The organism is Micromonospora sp. AP08 (assembly GCF_008085935.1).
GTDB lineage: Bacteria > Actinomycetota > Actinomycetes > Mycobacteriales > Micromonosporaceae > Micromonospora > Micromonospora chersina.
Map to the genome: position 1 here is coordinate 153,058 of NZ_VSEZ01000009.1, position 18,769 is coordinate 171,826.

The window sequence follows — 18,769 nt, forward strand, 5'->3', positions numbered from 1 at the left end:
GATCCGCGGGTCTGCCAAACTGGCCGGCGTGACCGCCGACGCCGACCGGACCACCCCCGCCACCCGCCGCTGGCAGGCGGTCGACACCGCCGGCGGCGGCCTCCCCCTCGACCTGGGTCTCTACGCCGTCTCCGCGGTGTTCGCCGCGGTCACCGCCGCCACCTCCACGCTGCTGCCGCACCGCGCCTGGGGCACGCTCGCCACCATCGGGTACGCGCTGGCGGCCCTCGCCGCCGCCGCCCAACTCCTGGCCCGACACCGGCGCCCCGGCACCCCCCTCGCCAGCCTGCCCGCCCGCTGGGCCGTCACCGGCTTCGCCTGGGCCACCACCGCCCTCCTGCCGGTCGTCGCGCAGAGCATCCAACGGGCCGGTGGACGCACCGACCGGGCGCAGGAGGAGGTGGTCGTGGTCGAACACGCCGGCACGCGGCTCGCCGAGCACGGCACCCCCTACCTCGGGCACGACGCGATCGCCGCCCTGCCCCCCGGCGAGCAACTGCTCGGCTACACCCCCTACCAGCCCGGGATGGCGCTGTTCGGGCTGCCCCGGGCCGCCGCGGACGCCTGGTGGACCGACGCGCGGGTCTGGTTCGCCCTGGTCACCGCACTGGCGCTGGCCGCCGCCGTACTCGCCCTGCGGACCACCGCCGGCCCCGCCGCGCCCCGGCGGGACGCCGCCGTCCTGCGCGCCGTGCAGGCCGCCACCGTCCTGCCGATCTGCGCGCTCACCCTGGCCACCGGCGGCGACGACCTGCCCGTACTCGCGCTCTGCCTGCTCGCCCTGGCCCTCGCCGCCGCCGGCCGGCCCGGCCGCGCGGGCCTCGCGGTCGGCGCAGCCGGCGCGCTGAAGCTCTTCGCCTGGCCCGTGGCCGTCGTGCTGGTCTGCTGGGCCGTCACCCGCCGGGCGGGCCTGCGCACCGCCCTGGGCGCCCTCGGCCTGCCGGTCCTCGCGCTGCTCCCCGTGCTGCTGGTCGACCGCGACGCCCTGGTGGAGAACGTCCTGCGCTTCCCGCTCGGGCACGGGCTGGTGACCAGCCCCGCGCAGTCCCCGTTCCCCGGCCACCTCATCGCGACCGCGCTGCCCGCCGGCCGCCTGATCGCCGCCGCGCTGCTCGTCGCCGTCGCCGTGGCGATCGCCGTCCGGCTGCTGCGCCGCCCGCCGCGCACCGCCGCCGCCACCGCGCTGATCTGCGGGTACGGGCTACTCGCCGCGATCCTGCTGATGCCCTCGACCCGCTTCGGCTACCTGCTCTACCCCCTCGCCCTGCTGGTCACCGCCCCCGCCCTGGCGCTCGCCGAACGCCGCCCCGACGTCGCAGCCTGACCGGCTTTCGCGCAACTGGCCGGCACGGCCCCGCCGGAGGGCGTAGACCTGAGGCATGACCACCTACCGCGACCGGGCCGAGGCGGGACGGATGCTCGCCGATCAACTCGGCGACCTCGCCGGCCGACCCGACGTCATCGTCCTCGGGCTGGTCCGCGGCGGCGTACCCGTCGCCCGGGTGATCGCCGAACGACTCGGCGCGCCACTGGACGTGCTCGTGGTCCGCAAGCTCGGCGTGCCCTGGGCCCCCGAGGTGGCGTACGGGGCGCTCGGCCCCGGCGGCGTGCAGGTGCTCAACGAGATGGTCGCCGGCCGGATCGGCGAGGACGAGCGGGCCGAGGTAAGCCGGAACGAACAGACCGAGCTCGACCGCCGCGAACGGCTCTACCGGGGCGGCCGCCCGCAGCTCGACCTGACCGGACGCACCGCCGTCATCGTCGACGACGGACTGGCCACCGGCGCCACCGCCCGCGCCGCCGTGCAGGTCGCCCGCCACCTGGGCGCCGCCCGCGTGGTGGTGGCCGTCCCGGTCGGCTCCGACCAGGCGTACGAGATGCTCGCCCACGAAGCCGACCAGGTGGTCTGCCCCCAGATCCCACCCGACTTCGCCGCCGTCGGGGCGTACTACGACGACTTCCACGAGGTCTCCGACGACGAGGTGACGCAAGCGCTCACCGCCACCGCGTGATTTCACCGGGTACCTTCGGTGTCATGCAGCTCACCTGTCCCAAATGCCACGGAGAGATGCGCCAGTACGAGCGCAGCGGAGTGATCATCGACCAGTGCGGCGAATGCCGCGGCATCTTCCTCGACCGCGGCGAGCTCGAGAAGCTGTTCGAGGCCGAGGCGAACTGGAACCAGCAGCACGGCGCGCGGCAGGCCGCCCCGGCCGGCGCCGGCTACACCCCGCCCCCGCCGCCCCCGCCCGCCGCGGCCCCGCACCAGCCCGGCTACGGCGCCGTCCCCCCGCCCCCTCCGCCGCCGCCCGGCCACGGCTACCCGCAGCCGGCCTACGGCCAGCAGCACTACGGCTACCACGGCCACTACCGGCGGAAGAAGAAGCACCACGGCTTCCTCGGCGAACTGTTCGACTGACCGCCGCCACGCCGGGCCGGCGACCCACCGGCCCGGCGTCGCCGTCGTGCCGACCCCGCCACGCCGTGGCAGGCTGCACGACATGACCGCGATCCGGCAGCACGAGGCGCTGGCGCAGGCGTACGACGGCATCACCGCCGTCGTGACCCCACTCGACGACGCCGGCCTGCAACGACCCACCCGCTGCCGGGGCTGGCTCGTCGCCGACCTGCTCTTCCACGTGCTCTGCGACGCCCAACGGGCACTTGTCGCGCTCGCCAGCCCCGCACCCGGCCCGGCCGACGTCGACGACGTCAGCTACTGGCGCGCGTTCTCCCCGGGCGGCGACGACGACGCGAGCGTCAAGCACGCCTGGTGGGCCCGCCGCTCGGCCGCCGCGTTCGACCGGCCCAGCGGCGTGGTGCGGATCTGGTCCGACACCGCGCCCGCCGCCGCCCGGGCCGCCGCCGCCGCGGACCCCGACGGGTACGTGACCACGCAGGGGCACGTCCTGCGCGTACCCGATCTCCTGGCCACCCTGACCACCGAGGCGGTCATCCACCACCTGGACCTGGTCGTGGACCTGCCCGACGCTCCGCTCCCCGCCGCGGCGCCCACTCGGGTGGCGGTGGCCACCGTGGACGGACTGCTCAGCGACGACGCGGTCCGGCCGACCGGCTGGGACGACCGGGACTACCTGCTCAAGGCCACCGGCCGGGTGCCACTCACCGACCGCGACCGGCTGGAACTGGGCGAGGCCGCCGGCTGGTTCCCCCTGCTCGGCTGACGGCGGACGTTAGCGATTCACGCGCCCTCGCGCTGCCGCGCAATCATCCGCGCGGCGGTCTCGGCCTTACGGGCAAGAGCTGTCGCGGCATCCACGTAGAGCAGCGCGGCAATCCGCTCGGCCGGCCCACACGTGGTCCCCACCGTGAAGATGCTCCGGTGCGGCCGCACCGACAGGCCAGTTATTCCTTCGTTTTCGAGGAAGGCTACGAACGCATCCATCACGTGGCGCCGGCCCACCACTCTGAACTGGGCAAAGGACCGAGTGCTCGGGGCAGGGCGCCGGTAGATGCCGAGCGATCCGTCACCGTCAACGACGCCGCGCCAGAAGTCGCGTGAGACCACCAGCCGTTCGTCGATCGCTTGCTTGTACCGACCCAGCTCGACGAGCCGGTCCGCCAGCCGGTGTGAGCGCACCGAGAACTGGCACGACCCGTGAGTGGGGCTCGTGCGCGAGATGCTGTTGTCACAGCCCAGGTAGTTCCGGAGCGCCACCAGATGGTCCCGGTCCCGCTCGGCCAGGCCGACGGAGATCTGGGGAATGTGACCCGGGCGGTAGCTGACACATCCGTCGGCGAACAGGAACCCGATCCAGTAACAGGTGTCCGGCTCGAAGCTGTCGAAGGCGTCGTGCCGCAGACCCTCTGACACCGACCGGATCTGGATGCCTCGGCGAAGGACGAGACCACGAACGGACGGGGCCGTCACGCCGAAGTCCGCAGCGATCTGGCTGAGCGACGCTCCACCGAGAAACCTGCGGACAACCTCGGATCTCTGGGCGTCCGTCAATGTGCCCGCGCGACGGGGCGGCACTCCGTTGCGACGGAGGAGGCCCCGGATCGCCTGCCTCGTCACCCCGTAGCGCAGGCCGATGGCGGTGATGCTGTCGCCACTGGTCGCCCGGGCAAGGATCTCCTCCCGTTCGGCGGGAGTCAGCCGGCGACCAACCCTGGTCATACGATGGCCATGTCCACGAAGCGCGACAGGTGGAGTTGAGCCGCCACGGTGACCGTGTCGGTCGGGCCATTCCTGTGCTTGGCGATTATGAAGTCCGCCTCGCCCGCCCGCGGCGACTCCTTGTCGTAGTAGTCGTCGCGGTGCAGCAACAGGACGACGTCGGCGTCCTGCTCGATCGAGCCCGATTCACGCAGGTCGGACAGCTGCGGGCGCTTGTCGGTGCGCTGCTCCGGGCCACGGTTCAGCTGGCTCACCGCGATCACCGGGCACTCGACCTCCTTGGCCAGCAGCTTCAGGCCACGGGACAGGTCCGCGACCTCCTGCTGCCGGCTCTCGGTGCGCTTCGGCGAGGTCATCAGCTGGAGGTAGTCGACCACGATCAGCTTGAGGTCGTGCTTCTGCTTGAGCCGCCGGGCCTTGGCCCGGATTTCCATGAGGTTCATGCTCGGCGTGTCGTCGACGAAGAGCGGCGCCTCGCTGATCTCGCCCATGCAGCGGGCCAGCTTGGTCCAGTCGTCGTCGGAGAGTTGGCCGCTGCGCAGCACGTGCAGCGGTACGCGCGCCTCGGCCGAGAGGAGGCGCATGACGATCTCGACCTTGCTCATTTCCAGCGAGAAGATCGCCGACGCCTGGTTGAAGCGGATAGCGGCATTACGGGCGAAGTCCATGCTCGCCGTGCTGTTGTGCGTGGGGATCATGGAACGGCCGGCCAGGTAGAGATGGTCCGGGTTGTCCACGGTCACGCAGCGCACCGGGACGCTCGGCACCGGCCGGACGTCCACGATGTAGCGCGAGGTGGTGCGGACGTCCGAGGCCGTCCGGCGCCGTGCCGCGTGCGCGGTGCGCTTCCGCTCCAGCCGGAAGACCGGGTCGGGCGTGGAGAAGTTCAGGGTGTAGGCCGTCGACGAGGCCCGGGTCCGCCCGCGTACCGGCTTCTCGTTGACCGTGCACCGGTAGCCGAGGCTGACCACGAGCTCCCGGACGCCCTCGATGAGCCGCCGGGAGGTGGACGTGTACTGGAGGTTTCCGGCCGGAGCCACGGTGCCGTCGGTGTCCATCAGCCCGGCGAGCAGCGCCCGGCGCTGGGCCACCGACGCCCGGAGGTAGTCCTGCGGGATGTGCTTCTCATGCGCCACCCCGGCTCGGCGGAGCAGGGCCAGGAAGGAACCGTTCCGGTCGTGGCAGCCGGTGCACCGACGGGTGGCCGGGTTCTCCCGCAGCGCTCGGGTGGAGATGCCGCAGTCGACGCAGGTCCGGTCCGCGGTCGCCGGGGCGGCGGGCAGCACGATCGTGAAGACCATCGGCCCGCTGGGGCGCACCACGAAGCCGTCCTGCGCGACCAGATCGACCATTTCGGCGTCCGCAGTGGTGAAGCGACTGGTGCCGGTGCTCCCGTCGCCGAGCCACACCCCGAGGGTGTACGGGGGAACCACCAGCTCCCGCTCCGGTAGCTGGAGCGGCGCGCAGTTCTCCACCGCGTGGTTCAGCCGGCGGTCCGCCGTGTCCGTCCGCAGCGTGGCCGCGATCTGCGCGGTGGTCACCACCCCGTCGTGACTGGTCCTGGCATCCGGGTTGACCTGCCGCTCGGCCCGCTCCCGAAGACCGGTGAGGAGCGGTCCGGCGGGGTAGCCGGGCGCGGTCCAGTTGCGTACCTTGCCGGCCCGGGTCACCGGACGGCTCACCCGGCCGTTCGTACCGACCTGCTGGGCCACCGTGTGCAGGACGTTGCGGAACTCGGGACCGACCTGGTCGAGGGTCTGCGCGAGAGTGACCAGGCGGTGCGGCTCGATGCCGGCCGCCGCCTCGACGGCCCGCACCCTCGCCAGCGAGGTCTCGGACCAGTAGCGGCGGGCCCGCGCCGCGGGCTGCCGGCGGCTGGCCCGGGTGGTCGTCTTCCAGAGATGTTCCGCATCCGCCACGATCACCGAGCCGTCGGAGAACTCGACCTCGTAGCAGGGGCGGTCGTGCATGACGTCGAAGACGTTGGTGATGGTGGTCGGGGTGCCGTCCGCCGCGAGCAACTCGTCGCCGACGCGCACCTGGCCCATGGTGGTCCAGCCGTCCGGGGTGGGCAGCGGGGTGTCCAGCGCGAGCGCCTTGCCCAGGCCAGGCCGGCCGGCCACGATGATGAGCTGACCCGGGTGCAGGCCGTTGAGCAGGCGGTCGAGGTCGCTGAACCCGGTGGGCACACCGGTCATCACCCCGCCCTGGGCGCCCACCGCTTCGATCTCGTCGAGCGTCGGCTGGAGCATGTCGGCGAGGACGGCGAAATCCTCGCTGACCCGCTTCTCGGTGACCTCGTAGACGGCCTGCTGGGCGAGGTCGACGATGTCGTCGACGTCGCGGCTGCCGCCCTGGCCGGTGCCGTAGCCCAGCTGGACGATCCGGGTGCCGGCCTCGACCAGCCGGCGCAGCACCGCCCGCTCACCGACGATGCGGGCGTAGTACGCCGCGTTGGCCGCGGTGGGGACGCTGGCGATCAGCGTGTGCAGGTAGGGCGCGCCACCGATCCGGGCCAGGTCGCCGGAGTCGGCGAGCGCGGCGGCCACGGTGATGGGGTCGGCGGGCTCGCCCCGGCCGTAGATGTCGAGGATCGCGTCGAAGATGGTGGCGTGCACCGGGCGGTAGAAGTCGTTCGATTTGAGGATCTCGACGACGTCCGCGATGGCGTCCTTGGAGAGCAGCATGCCGCCGAGGACGCACTGCTCGGCGGCCACGTCCTGGGGCGGGGTCTTCTCGAACTGGCCGTCCCGCTGCGCGGGCGCGGGCTGTTGCCCCCCGGCCCGCTCCGAGCGCGTCTCGTCGGTGACCGACACGGGTCCCCCCTTGCTGCGTCGGATCGGTTCCAGCTCTACCGCCGGGGTGTGACAACTTCCGACGACCCTCCGGTCGGTCGGGGGCCATCGCCCGGACGGTCGGGGGCCAACGATACGGAACCCGAGCTCAGCCCCTCAACAGCACCGGTGGATGAGCCTCGGGACAACCTGTGGACACCGGTGGACAGGCATGTGCGCAGGGTGTGCACAGGGTGTGGATAAGTGATGGGGAATTCTGGGCCACTCGGCGCTGACCTGCGGTTTTGCGATCCCCACCCTGTGGAGGGAAGATTTCGGGTCGAGCTTTGGCGACGTTCGTCCCGTACTATCTCTGCGAACGGCTACACCTGGACAGCGGATTGCACTTTCGGTTGAGAAGGGTCACGCTCCGGCCGTGAGACACCGGGACTGGGGAAGCGGGGAGGACAGCCCGCGCGAGCGCCGGCCGAGCGCCTCCTGGCACGCTCCCGCGGATCCGCTCCCGGTCGAGTCGTCCGCCCCCGACAGCTACCGCACACCGAGCCGCCGACGTGCCGTCGAGCGCGGCCAGGACGAGCCGGTCGACAGTTATCTGCCCCGCTGGGCGCTGGAGTCCGGGATCCGCCGGGCGGACGGCGGGGGCCGGCACGCCGCTCCGGACGACGGCGCCGACGTCGAGCCGTCGTACCCCCCGGGTGGGGGTTGGCGGGCGGACGCCGGCTGGCGCCGGGAGGACGACCGCCGCGACCTGCGGGCCATCGGCGCGGGCCCGGTGTCGGAGCACACCGCCGAGTGGACCCTGGAGACCCCGCAGGACCAGGGGTACGTCGGGAGCCGGCGGGCCGACGGGATCGAGGGCGAGCCGGTCTCCGGTGTGACTCCGCGGAGCCGGCCGCGCCGCGCGGCGACCCGGCGACCGCAGGTGACCTGGTCGGGCCTGGAGGAGGCGCCCGAGTCGGGTGACGACGGTGACCGGTGGGCGGCCGAGCGGCCGACCCGGCGGAGCCGGCGCGCGGCGGATTCGTGGCCGCGTCCGGCGGTGGACCCGTGGGAGCGGGGCCGGGCGGCCGAGCCGGATCGTGCGGAGCAGCCGGCGGTCGACCCGTGGGACGCGTCGGGTGTGCACGCGTGGGGCCGCCCCGCCGCCAGCCGGTGGGAGCAGGCCGGAAGCCGCTGGGACCGCACGGAGCAGACGGGCGAGTGGGACCGGTTCGCGGACACCGGCCAGTGGGACCGCTACGCGGACACGGGCCAGTGGGACCGGGTCCGGGAGACCGGGGCCGGGGACCGGTACGCGGAGGTCGACGCGTGGGACCGGACGGCGCCGCCGGTGCCGGCCCGGGAGGGCTGGGCGTCGCCGGAGCAGGCCGAGGGGTTCTGGTCGGGGACGCGGCTGGCCGGTGACGATCCCCGCTGGACGGAGACGCCGCCGTCGGCCCCTCGGTCACCGATGGTCGCCTACACCGCGCCGCGGCCGGCGCCGCGGCGCCGGCCGGTGGAGCCGGTGAGGGCGGGGCGGGCCGGGGCGTCGACGCTGCGGCAGCGGGTGGAGACGATCGGCGGTGGTTCGTGGAGTCGCCGGCTGGAGGACGACCTGCTCGACCCGGATCCGGGTGGGCCGCTGCGGCCGCTGGTCTACACGGCCGCGTGCTACCTGGTGCCGGCCCTGCTGCTCTTCGTCGGGCTGCTGTTCCTCGACGGGCAGCCGCCGGCGGGGTGCGTCACGGACATCACCGGGGGCGGTTGTGACTCGCCGCGGGCGCGCGCCGTCGCCTCGTTGGTGGCGGGCGCGCCGCGATTCGGGCTGGCGCTGCTGAGCAGTCTCGTGGTGGCGGTGGTGCTGCGCCGGGTCGGCACGACCTGGCGGTCGGCGACGGTGGCGCTGGCGGCTGCCGTGGTGGGTGGCGGCCTGTCCACGGTGATCATCAGTGCGGTGACGGGCCAGCCGATCGGCTGACGGGGCGACGGGCGTCCTCGCCTGGACATGCGGAAGGGCCCGCACCGGATGCCGGTGCGGGCCCTTCCGTCGTGCTGTGCGGGTGTCAGCCCTTGACCACGTTCAGGTCGAACTTGGCGGTCACCTCGGGGTGCAGCCGGATGCTGACCGGGTAGGCGCCGAGCGACTTGATGTGGCTGGGCAGCACCAGCCGACGACGGTCCAGGGTCGGGCCGCCGGCCGCCTTGACGGCGTCGACGATCTCGGCCGGGGTGACCGAGCCGAAGAGCCGGCCGCCGTCGCCGGCGCGGGCCTTCAGGTTGACCTTCAGACCCTCGATCTGGGCCTTGACCTCGTTGGCGTGGTCGAGGTCGCGGATCTCCCGGGCCGCGCGGGCCCGCTGGATGACCGTGACCTGCTTTTCCGCGCCCTTGGTCCAGGCGATCGCGAAGCCCTGCGGCAGCAGGTAGTTACGGCCGTAGCCGTCCTTCACCTCGACGATGTCGCCCGGGGCACCGAGGCCGGACACCTCCTGAGTCAGGATGATCTTCATGTCGGTGCCTCCTCTCAGCGGGTCGTGGCCGTGTACGGCAGGAGCGCCATCTCGCGGGCGTTCTTGACCGCACGGGCGATCTGCCGCTGCTGCTGCGAGGTCACGCCGGTCACCCGCCGAGCGCGGATCTTGCCGCGGTCGGAGATGAACTTGCGCAGCAGCGCGGTGTCCTTGTAGTCGATGTAGGTGATCCCGTCCTTGTCGAGCGGGTTCACCTTCTTCTTCGGCTTGCGAAGTGCCGCAGCCTTGGCCATTGCTCTTGCTCCTGGTTTGCGATCGCGGGCGCTCGGCGCCATTAGAACGGGGGCTCCTCGTCGAAGTTTCCGCCCGAACCACCGCGCGAGGGGGCCGGGGCAGCCGAGGCCCAGGGGTCGTCGAAGTTGCCTCCGCCGCCACCCTGGCCACCACCACCACCGAAGCCGCCGCCACCGCCGCCCGAGCGGGACATCTTCTGCACCTTCGCCGTGGCGTAGCGCAGGGACGGGCCGATCTCGTCGACCTCCAGCTCGATGACGGTGCGCTTCTCACCCTCACGCGTCTCGTACGACCGCTGACGCAGCCGGCCGGACACGATCACCCGGGCGCCGCGCTGCAGCGACTCGGCGACGTTCTCGGCGGCCTGCCGCCAGACCGTGCACGAGAGGAACAGCGGCTCGCCGTCCTTCCACTCGCCGGACGCCTTGTCCATGAAGCGGGGCGTCGAGGCGACCCGGAACTTGGCGACCGCCGCCCCGGAGGGGGTGAACCGCAACTCGGGGTCATCGGTCAGGTTGCCGATGACCGTGATGGTGGTGTCTCCTGCCATGACCATCTCCTCGCGCACTCATCTCTGTGCCGTACAGGCTCTCAGAGCCCTCCGACAGCGTCGATGAGGCTTGATCCGGACGTGCCGGGTCTAGATGCTCAGCGCATCTCCGGGCGGATGACCTTGGTGCGCAGCACCGACTCGTTGAGTCGGAGCTGACGATCCAGCTCAGCCACGGCCTCCGGCGACGCCTGGAGGTCGATGACGGCGTAGATGCCCTCGGCCTTCTTGTTGATCTCGTACGCGAGGCGCCGGCGGCCCCACACGTCGGTCTTCTCCACCGAGCCACCCGCGGTCCGGATCACGTTCAGGTACGTGTCGAGCGACGGGGCGACGGTGCGCTCCTCGAGGCTGGGGTCGAGGATCACCATGACTTCGTAATGACGCAAGACGTGCTCACCTCCTGTGGGCTAAGCGGCCACGGTCCTTCCGTGGCAGGAGGTCGTGCGTCGCTGCCCGTGACCGGTGCCGGGGGAACCCGGCCGGACGCGGACAACCGGACCAGGATACCCGGTCCGGACGATCATGCCCGGGCCGGTCGTCCACGGCGTCCGGGCGCGACGACAGGGGCCCACCTCCGGCTCGCGTACCGGAAGGTGGACCCCTGTCCACAGGGCCGCGGGGCGTCCCGTCCGCATTCCTTGGGTGGGACCTGGGGAGGAACGACCACACCGATGAGGTTGGATCGAGGACGCCCCGCGGAGCTTTATCGTGTTGTTACCTGGTCTGACCATACAACGGCTCTCGTCACCTCTTGGGGGAAATGGAGGAATTCACCCCAGCTGGCTCGCGGACGAGCCGTCGGGTCTGACGAGCCGGATCCCGCCCCGTCGTGCCGGGCCGCACGGCGGGGCGTCCCGTTGCCGGGGGCCTCCCCTTCGCCCGTACGCGCTGTGGACCCGCGTCCGGGCGGAGCGTCGACCATCGATCCCACCTCGGACAACGACCGCCGGGCCGGGTGGTGACGCGATCCGTTCCCGCAACCCCCGCGTGCGCGAGCCCCGTGCGTCGGAGGCGCGACGTAGGCTGCCCTGCATGCGAATCGGAGCCCACGTCGATCCGACCGACCCGCTGGCCGAGGCGGCCGCCCGGGACGCCGAGGCGGTGCAGTTCTTCCTCGCCGACCCGCAGGGCTGGAAGGCCCCGAAGCCGCGGGAGGACGCCGAGCGCCTGCGCGCGGCCGACGTCGACCTCTACGTGCACGCGCCGTACGTCATCAACGTGGCCACGCTGAACAACCGGATCCGCATCCCGAGCCGCAAGCTGCTGCTCGGCCACGCCGCCGCCGCGGCCGCGGTCGGCGCCAAGGGGCTGATCGTGCACGGCGGCCACGTCAACGCCGGTGACGACCTCGCCGTCGGCTTCGACAACTGGCGGAAGACCTTCGCGTACGCGGCGGACTGCGGCGGCTTCCCGCTCCCCATCCTGATCGAGAACACCGCCGGCGGCGACAACGCGTGCGCCCGGCACCTGGAGGCGCTGGCCCGGCTCTGGGACGCCCTCGGCGACTACGAGGTGGGCTTCTGCCTCGACACCTGCCACGCCCACGCCGGGGGCGAGGAGCTGCTGGGGCTGGTCGACCGGGTGAAGGCGATCACCGGCCGCATCGACCTGATCCACGCGAACAACTCCAAGGGCACGTTCAACTCCGGCCAGGACCGGCACGACAACCTGACCGGCGGGACGATCGACCCGGAGCTGGTGGTCGCGGTCATCCGGGCGGCGGGCGCGCCAGTCATCGTGGAGACCCCCGGCGGCGTCGAGGGCCAGGCCGCCGACATCGCCTTCCTGCGCGGACAGCTGGGCGCCGCGGCATGACCACCGAGCAGTCCGACGCGGCCGGCGGCCGGGCCGGCAGCGCCTCGCGACCGGCCACCGGCGACACCCCGCCCGACGCGACTCCGGACGTCGGAGGCGGCACCGACACGGCCACCCCGCCCGGCGGGAGCGGCGCGGACGGCGGCACCGCCACTGACAGCGAGGGCGGCGCGCCGGTGGACAAGGCCGGGGCCAACGGCAGGGCCGACACCGGCGGCAAGGCGGGGCGCGACGACGAAGCCGGAACCGCCAGCCGCGCCGAGCCCAGCAAGGCCGAGATCGCGATCGCCGGAACTGACGGCAAGGCCCGAACTGACAGCAGGGCCAGGACGGGCGAACAGGCCGAGGCGGGCGACGAGGCCGGTGATCCCTGGACCGCGTTCGGTCCGGCCCCCGATCCGGTGCTCACCCGGCCGCGCCGGGCGGTCCGCGCCGTGGGCCGGTTCCTGGTGCACGAGTGGACCCTGGCCGCCGTGGCGTCGCTGGCGCTGGCCGTGCTGATGACCTGGCCCACGCTGCGCTACCCGCGCTACACCCTGCCGCAGGACTACTGGGACCCGAGCCTCCAGTCCTGGCAGCTGGCCTGGTCCGGGCACATCCTGCTGACCGACCCGGGGCAGCTGTGGAGCTCGAACACGTTCTTCCCGGAGCCGTGGAGCTTCGCCTTCTCCGACACCCTGCTCGGGTACGCCCCGGCCGGCATGATCGGGGTGGGCCCCGAGGACGCCCTGCTGCGCTACAACATCATGTTCGTGCTGGCCCACGCGCTCGCCACGTTCGGGGCGTACGCGCTGGCACGGCAGCTCGGCGCGGGCCGGATCGGCGGCGCGGTGGCCGGGGCGAGCTACGCGTACGCCCCGTGGCTGCTGGCCCAGGCCGGGCACCTGCACATCCTCTCCAACGGCGGCATCCCGCTGGCGCTGGCCATGCTGGCCCGGGGACACGGCTGGTCGCTGCGGCACGGCTACCGGCCGCGGCGCCGGCACGCCGGCTGGGCGTTCGCCGGCTGGCTGGTGGCCGCCTGGCAGCTCAGCCTCGGCTTCGGCATCGGGCTGCCGTTCGCGTACCTGCTGGCCGGTGTCGTGCTGGTCTCGGCGGTCGTCTGGTTCGTGCGGCGGCGCCGGGTGAAGCGCCCGTTCGGCCGGCGGCTGTTCCTGGCCGACCTGCTCGGCGGGCTGGTCTTCGCCGCGGTGGGCGCCGCGCTGGCCGTGCCGTACTTCAAGGTGGCGGAGCTGCACCCGAACGCGGCGCGGACGCTGGGCGACATCCAGCTCTACTCGCCGCCGGCCAGCGGCTTCTTCACCGCTCCCGCGGAGTCGCGGATCTGGGGTGCGCTGCACGAGGGCGCCCGGGCCGCGCTGCCCTGGCACCCGGAGATGACGTTGCTGCCGGGCTTCGTGCTCTACGCGCTGGCCGCCGGCGGGCTGTTCTTCTCGGTCTGGCGGGTCCGCCACCGGCTCTTCCTGCTGGCCGGGGTGCTGGTCACGATGGCGCTGGCCATGGGCACCCGGTTCCTCGACGGTCGCTTCACCTACGTGCCGCTCTTCGAACACCTGCCGGGCTGGAACGGGCTGCGGACGCCGGGCCGGATGATGCTCTGGACGACCCTCCTGCTCGGTCTGCTCGCGGCCGGCGCGGTGACCGCGTTCTGCGCCCGGGTACGCGAGCTGGCCGCCGAGCGGGTCCCGCCGTGGCCGGGCCCGTGGCTGCGGCTGGCCACCCTGGTGCCGCTGCTGCTGGTCGTGGTGGAGGGGTTGAACGTCACGCCGCACCCGGTGGTGCCGCGGCAGCCCGCGGTGATGCGCACCGTGGACGGCCCGATGCTGGTGCTGCCGAGCAGCCAGAACCTGGACCAGCCGGTGATGCTCTGGTCGACCGACCGGTTCCAGCGGATGGTCAACGGCGGCAGCGGGTTCACCCCGGACTCCCAGGCCCAGGCACGCGAGGCCACGGTCAGCTTCCCCGACTTCGCCAGTGTCGACTACCTGCGCCGGCGGGGCGTGAAGAACGTGGTGGTGCTCCGCGACCGGCTGGGCGGCACCCCGTGGGAGGGGATGCTCGACCGGCCAATCGACGGGCTGGGCGTGACCCGGGAAGAGGTCGGCGACGCGGTGGTCTACCGCCTCTGACCGGGGTCCGGTCAGGCGGTGACCGATTCGGCGGGACGGTCGAGGGCGGCGGGACGGTGCCGCCAGCGCTGGTACCAGGGCGCGTCCTCGGCGCCGTCGAGCACTCCGCCGTCCGGGTCGTCGGCGTAGGTGTCCCGGACCGCGTCCCGCTCGGGGCGCAGGATGTCCCGGATCACGAAGCCGCAGAGCACCGCCACGGTGATCAGCCGCAGGCTGGCGGCCAGCACGAAGACGCCCTCGGGGAAGACGGGCCGGGTGGTGGCCGCCCCGAGCAGCTCGCCGTAGAAGGCGGCGAAGTAGCAGACCTCGGCGACCTGCCAGGCCAGGAAGGCCCCCCAGCGCGGCCGGGCGAGCACCGCGAGCGGGAGCAGCCAGAGCACGAACTGCTGGGACCAGACCTTGCTGAAGATCAGGAAGGCGGCGACCACCAGGAAGGCCAGCTGGGCGAGCCGGGGCCGGCGCGGTGCGAGCAGCGCCAGCGCGGCGATGCCGGTGCAGGCCAGGAAGAAGAGCAGGTACGACAGCCAGTTGAGGGTGGAGATGTGCACGTTCAGCCACTCGAAGGGCCCCAGGTCACCGGGCGCGGAGGGGCTGACCCGGCCGTCGAGGTAGCGGCCGATGTACCAGAGCGTGCCCCAGTCGATCGGCCGGGTGGTGTTCAGGTCGAAGAACCTGCCCCAGCTCTCGGGGTAGGGGATCGCCACCGGCAGGTTCACCACCACGACCGTCAGCGCGGCCGCGCCGACGGACACGACGGCGTGCAGGATGCGACCGGCGCGGATCGCGAGCACCAGGATCGGCCCGAGGATGAACAGTGGCCACAGCTTCGCCGCGCCGCCGAGTCCGAGCAGCACCCCGGCCAGACCGGCCAGCAGGACACCCGCCAGGTCGAGTCGGGTGCGCGCCCAGGCCCACAGCCCGAAGGCGGCCAGCCCCACGGCGAGCAGGTCCCAGTTGACGGTGGCGGTGAGCACCAGGGCCGGTGAGAGCGCGAAGAGGGCCGCGTCCCAGGGTCGTCGGCGCCGCAGGCTGAGGATCACCGCGACGGTGGCGACGGCGAGTGCGCTGAGCACCAGCGCGTTGAGGTTGTAGAACCACTGCCCCTGGTTGATGCCGGGGTTGTCGACGCCGAGGGCGTGCACCGGCAGGCCGAGCGCGCCCATGAAGTAGCCGGTCAGCACCGGGTACTCCACCGGGTGGTCGGCGTAGGGGACCTTGCCCTCGTTGAGCCCCTCCGCGTAGTAGAGGGCCAGCACGTCGGTGTAGCACATCCGGGTGTACTGGACGTTGTTCTGCCAGGCGCCGTCCTGGCAGGGCGACTTCTGCACCCAGTGCAGGGCCAGCGTCAGGCAGACCAGGGCCAGCACGATCCGCGCCGCGGTCCAGAACCGGCCCTCCCGGCCGGCGGGCCGGTCCAGGGCGGCGGCGTGGTCGCCCAGCGGGCCGCCGATCAGCCCGGCGGCGCCGCGGACGAAGCCGTCCGAGCGGGACGGGTGGTCCACGACGGCCCCAGGTCGCCCGGCGGTCGCGGACGCGCCGAGCTGGAGTTGCCGGTCGGACCCGTTCTCGTCGATGCCTGCGGTCGACTCGGTGCTCATGGAGAGGCATCCTGCCGTACGCCGGGCCCCGCCGTCGCGCCTCGCGCGCAGAAAATCCGGTACGCGGAACGCCGACGGCGGCCGGACCAGGTGGTCCGGCCGCCGTCGTCAGGCCGTGGGCGTCAGTAGGTCTGGCGGGTAGGTGGTGTGCTCGGCAGCAGGCCGCCACCGCCCCCACCCGGGCCGCCGCCACCCGGGCCCCCGCCACCCGGGCCCCCGCCGCCGGGGTTGCCGCCGCCCGGGTTGTTCGGGCAGAACAGGCCCAGCGGGTCGCAGCCCGGCTGCTGGCCCGGCAGCGTCGGGTCCGGCGGCGGCGGCGTGCCGTTGCCGGCGTCGTCCTTGCCGACGTTCGCGGCGGGCGGGAAGTCCAGCTTCTCCTTGCCCTTGAGCGCGTCGTTCATGAAGCGCTGGAAGATCGCGCCGGGCATCTTGGCCCCGCTGATGTCGTTGCCGTCGTCATCCTTGATCGCCTTGCGGGCGCCCTTGTTGCCCACCCAGACGGCGGTGGCGAGCTGCGGCGTGTAACCGATCATCCAGGCGTCACCGTTGGCCTTGGGCTGCTTCGGGTCGCCGAGTTCCCAGGTACCGGTCTTTTCGGCGACCTTCCGACCGTCGTCGAGCGGACGGTGCGACGACTTCTCCGGGTACTGCTCCAGCACCGAGGTGACGTCGGCGACGATGTCCTTCCGGATGCGCTGCTGCGACTTCAGCTTGGGGGACCCGACGAGGTCCCACTTGCCGGTGTCCGGGTTCTGCTTCTCCACCTTCTTGACGAAGTGCGCCTTGTTGTAGACGCCCTGGTTGGCGAAGGTGGCCACGCCGTTGGCGTGGTCGAGCACGGTGATCGGGTACTGGCCGTAGCCGACGACGTGGAAGAACGGGTCCGGGGCCACGTCCTTCGGGTTCTTCTTGGTGAGGTCGTACGCCTGGGCGGGGTTGGTGTCGGTGCGCCACATGGTGGTGACGCCGGCCTGCTTGGCCATGTCGACCACCTTGTCCGGGCCGATCTGCTCGGTGATGTAGTAGAACGGCACGTTCAGCGACTTCAGCGTCGACTGCTCGAGGGTGCAGGAGTCACCACAGGAGACCTTGTCGGCACCGGCGTTGCTGACCTTGAACTTCATGTCCTTCGGGGTGAACGCCGAACCCTTCCAGCGCGATTTGATGGAGATGCCCTCCTTGAGGGCGGCCGCGAGGGTGTAGATCTTGAAACTTGAACCCGGCGAATGTCCGCCGCTGATCACGCCGTTGTCGTTGTTCTTGCCGGCGTAGTCGGTGCCGGTGCCGTTGTCGCCGCCGTAGTAGGCGCGCACCTCGCCATTGCTCGGGTCGATCGACACCACGGCGGCCATCAGATTCTTCGGCTGGTCGTAGAGCTCGGAGCCCTTCTTGGTCGGCTGCGCCGCCTCGATCGCCGCCGCCTGGATCTTCGTGTCGATGGTCGTGGTGACGCGGTAGCCGCCCCGGCTCAGCGCCTTCGAGCAGAGCGGCATGTCCAGCGTGACCTCGGCCTCCTTGTCGGTGCAGAGGTTCATCTCGCGCATCTCCTGCGCGACGTAGTTGACCACGTTGCCGTACGGGGTGTCGATGCCGAAGCCGCCGCCGTTGTTCTTCGTGGGCTTCTGGAGTGACTTGGTCGGGTACTCAGTGGGGTGTGGCGGCATGTTCGGCGCGTCGAGCCACTTCTCGGTGATCATGCCGTTGATGACGTAGTTCCACCGGTCCAGCGCGGCCTGCTGGTTGATGGCCGGGTCGTAGCCCTGGTGCGTCGCGCTCGGCTCGGGCTGCTTGATGAGCGCGGCGAGCACGGCCGCCTCCGCCACCGTCAGCTTGGAGACGTCCTTCTTGAAGTACGTCTGCGCCGCCGCCTGGATGCCGTACGCGCCGCGGCCGAAGTAGATCACGTTCAGGTAGTGCTGCATGATCGTGCGCTTGTCGTACTTGTCGTTCAGCTTGGAGGCGAGGATCGCCTCCTTCACCTTGCGGCCGTACGTGTCCTGGTTCAGGTTGTCGAACGCGTTGCGGGCGTACTGCTGGGTGATCGTCGAGGCGCCCTGCTTGTCGCCGCCGCTGATGTTGTTCCAGGCGGCCCGGGCGATGCCCTTGTAGTCCACACCCGAGTGCCGGTAGAAGTTCCGGTCCTCCGCCGCGGCGACGGCGTGCTGCACCCACTCCGGGATCTGGTCGATGGTGACGAGCTGCCGGTTCTGGTCACCGACCTTGGCGATGGTGGTCTTGCCGGTGCGGTCGTAGATGGTGGTCGACAGCGGCGGGATGGTGTCCTCGGGCAGCAGCACCTTCTGCGAGTACCAGGTGAAGCCGACCACGCCCATCCCGGCGAGCATGACGAACACGGCGAACCCGGCGATCAGCATGTTGATCCGCCGGCGCTTCTTCGCGCGGGCGGCCGCCGCCGGGTCGTTCCCGCGCCCGCCGCGACCACCCCGGCCGGGGCCGGTCGGTCCGCCCGGCCCACCGGGGCCGCCACCGGCCATCCCGGGAACGCCGGCGCGGGCCACCGCGGCCCGGCCGCCCACGGCCGCCGAGCCGACGCTCGCCCGCCCGGCACCGCCCACGCTCGCCGCGCCGACCGAGGCCCGCCCGGCGGGGCCGGCCGGCGACACCGGCACGGAGGCCCGCCCGGCGCCGGCCCGGCCCTGGGCGCCGCCCGGCGCCGGCGACACCGGCACCGAGGCCCGGCCCGCGCCGGCCCGGCCCACGGAGGCCGAGCCCGCGGCGCCGCGGGGTGCCGGGGCCGCGCCGCCGACCGAGGCCCGGCCACCGGACGCGGAGCCGCGCGGCGTCACGGAGGCCCGGGCCGAGGCAGCGCCCTCGGACCCGGAGGACCAACCGTTCCCGTGCGGGTCGCCGTTCGGGCCCGGGGTCTGGGCCCGCCCACGCGAAGAACTGGGATCGCCGTAGTTCATTCCTCACACCCTGCCGGTCGCGGTGGGGCGCGGACGCGCCGCCACCGGGTTGCCGTGAGATGGAACA

15 protein-coding genes are annotated in these 18,769 nt (G+C 72.6%); 7 read left to right on the plus strand and 8 right to left on the minus strand.

Annotated elements, in window-relative coordinates; all coding sequences use genetic code 11:
* The first annotated feature begins 28 nt into the window (after nucleotides 1–28).
* From FXF50_RS17545 to FXF50_RS17560, 4 genes are all read left to right on the plus strand, one after another.
* A complete protein-coding gene (locus tag FXF50_RS17545) occupies nucleotides 29–1,324 on the plus strand; it encodes a glycosyltransferase 87 family protein (RefSeq protein ID WP_148429123.1) in 1,296 nt (431 codons plus the stop codon).
* A 55-nt stretch (nucleotides 1,325–1,379) separates the two neighbouring features.
* Complete coding sequence (locus FXF50_RS17550) at nucleotides 1,380–2,012, plus strand: phosphoribosyltransferase (protein WP_148429125.1); 633 nt, start codon at nucleotides 1,380–1,382, stop codon at nucleotides 2,010–2,012.
* 23 nt (nucleotides 2,013–2,035) lie between these two features.
* Nucleotides 2,036–2,419: a zf-TFIIB domain-containing protein gene (locus tag FXF50_RS17555; protein WP_148429127.1), complete on the plus strand. Its 384-nt coding sequence runs from the start codon at nucleotides 2,036–2,038 to the stop codon at nucleotides 2,417–2,419.
* 82 nt (nucleotides 2,420–2,501) lie between these two features.
* Nucleotides 2,502–3,185, plus strand: coding sequence for a maleylpyruvate isomerase N-terminal domain-containing protein (locus FXF50_RS17560; RefSeq protein ID WP_148429129.1), 684 nt, complete (start codon nucleotides 2,502–2,504; stop codon nucleotides 3,183–3,185).
* Between the two features lie 17 nt (nucleotides 3,186–3,202).
* Here FXF50_RS17560 and FXF50_RS17565 read toward each other — a convergent pair whose 3' ends face one another.
* Nucleotides 3,203–4,141, minus strand: a complete 939-nt coding sequence (locus FXF50_RS17565; protein WP_148429131.1) for a helix-turn-helix domain-containing protein — start codon at nucleotides 4,139–4,141, stop codon at nucleotides 3,203–3,205.
* Nucleotides 4,138–6,957 (minus strand): replicative DNA helicase, encoded by a 2,820-nt coding sequence (gene dnaB / locus FXF50_RS17570; RefSeq protein ID WP_148429133.1) that lies wholly within the window; start codon nucleotides 6,955–6,957, stop codon nucleotides 4,138–4,140. The genes FXF50_RS17565 and dnaB overlap by 4 nt, the downstream gene beginning before the upstream one ends.
* Nucleotides 6,958–7,351: 394 nt before the next feature.
* On the opposite strand from dnaB, the gene FXF50_RS17575 reads away from it, so the two are divergent.
* A complete protein-coding gene (locus FXF50_RS17575) occupies nucleotides 7,352–8,893 on the plus strand; it encodes a hypothetical protein (RefSeq protein ID WP_148429135.1) in 1,542 nt (513 codons plus the stop codon).
* A gap of 85 nt (nucleotides 8,894–8,978) precedes the next feature.
* On the opposite strand, the gene rplI is transcribed toward FXF50_RS17575, so the two are convergent.
* From rplI to rpsF, 4 genes are all read right to left on the minus strand, one after another.
* Nucleotides 8,979–9,425: a 50S ribosomal protein L9 gene (rplI, locus tag FXF50_RS17580; RefSeq protein WP_148429137.1), complete on the minus strand. Its 447-nt coding sequence runs from the start codon at nucleotides 9,423–9,425 to the stop codon at nucleotides 8,979–8,981.
* A gap of 14 nt (nucleotides 9,426–9,439) precedes the next feature.
* Entirely contained in the window at nucleotides 9,440–9,679 is a 240-nt protein-coding gene (gene rpsR / locus FXF50_RS17585; protein ID WP_013289355.1) for a 30S ribosomal protein S18, read from the minus strand.
* Between the two features lie 41 nt (nucleotides 9,680–9,720).
* Nucleotides 9,721–10,248 carry a single-stranded DNA-binding protein gene (locus tag FXF50_RS17590; protein ID WP_018788497.1) on the minus strand — a complete coding sequence of 176 codons (528 nt, stop codon included), beginning with the start codon at nucleotides 10,246–10,248 and terminating at the stop codon, nucleotides 9,721–9,723.
* 80 nt (nucleotides 10,249–10,328) lie between these two features.
* Nucleotides 10,329–10,619 carry a 30S ribosomal protein S6 gene (gene rpsF / locus FXF50_RS17595; RefSeq protein ID WP_046563719.1) on the minus strand — a complete coding sequence of 97 codons (291 nt, stop codon included), beginning with the start codon at nucleotides 10,617–10,619 and terminating at the stop codon, nucleotides 10,329–10,331.
* Between the two features lie 646 nt (nucleotides 10,620–11,265).
* Here rpsF and FXF50_RS17600 point away from each other — a divergent pair.
* Both FXF50_RS17600 and FXF50_RS17605 read left to right on the plus strand, forming a co-directional pair.
* Nucleotides 11,266–12,048, plus strand: coding sequence for a deoxyribonuclease IV (locus FXF50_RS17600; protein ID WP_148429139.1), 783 nt, complete (start codon nucleotides 11,266–11,268; stop codon nucleotides 12,046–12,048).
* Nucleotides 12,045–14,177, plus strand: coding sequence for a hypothetical protein (locus FXF50_RS17605; RefSeq protein WP_148429141.1), 2,133 nt, complete (start codon nucleotides 12,045–12,047; stop codon nucleotides 14,175–14,177). The genes FXF50_RS17600 and FXF50_RS17605 overlap by 4 nt, the downstream gene beginning before the upstream one ends.
* 11 nt (nucleotides 14,178–14,188) lie before the next feature.
* Here the strand turns inward: FXF50_RS17605 and FXF50_RS17610 are convergent, their stop codons facing one another.
* Both FXF50_RS17610 and FXF50_RS17615 read right to left on the minus strand, forming a co-directional pair.
* Entirely contained in the window at nucleotides 14,189–15,775 is a 1,587-nt protein-coding gene (locus FXF50_RS17610) for a glycosyltransferase family 87 protein (RefSeq protein WP_148429143.1), read from the minus strand.
* A gap of 122 nt (nucleotides 15,776–15,897) precedes the next feature.
* Nucleotides 15,898–18,702, minus strand: a complete 2,805-nt coding sequence (locus FXF50_RS17615) for a transglycosylase domain-containing protein (RefSeq protein WP_148429145.1) — start codon at nucleotides 18,700–18,702, stop codon at nucleotides 15,898–15,900.
* Between the last annotated feature and the right edge of the window lie 67 nt (nucleotides 18,703–18,769).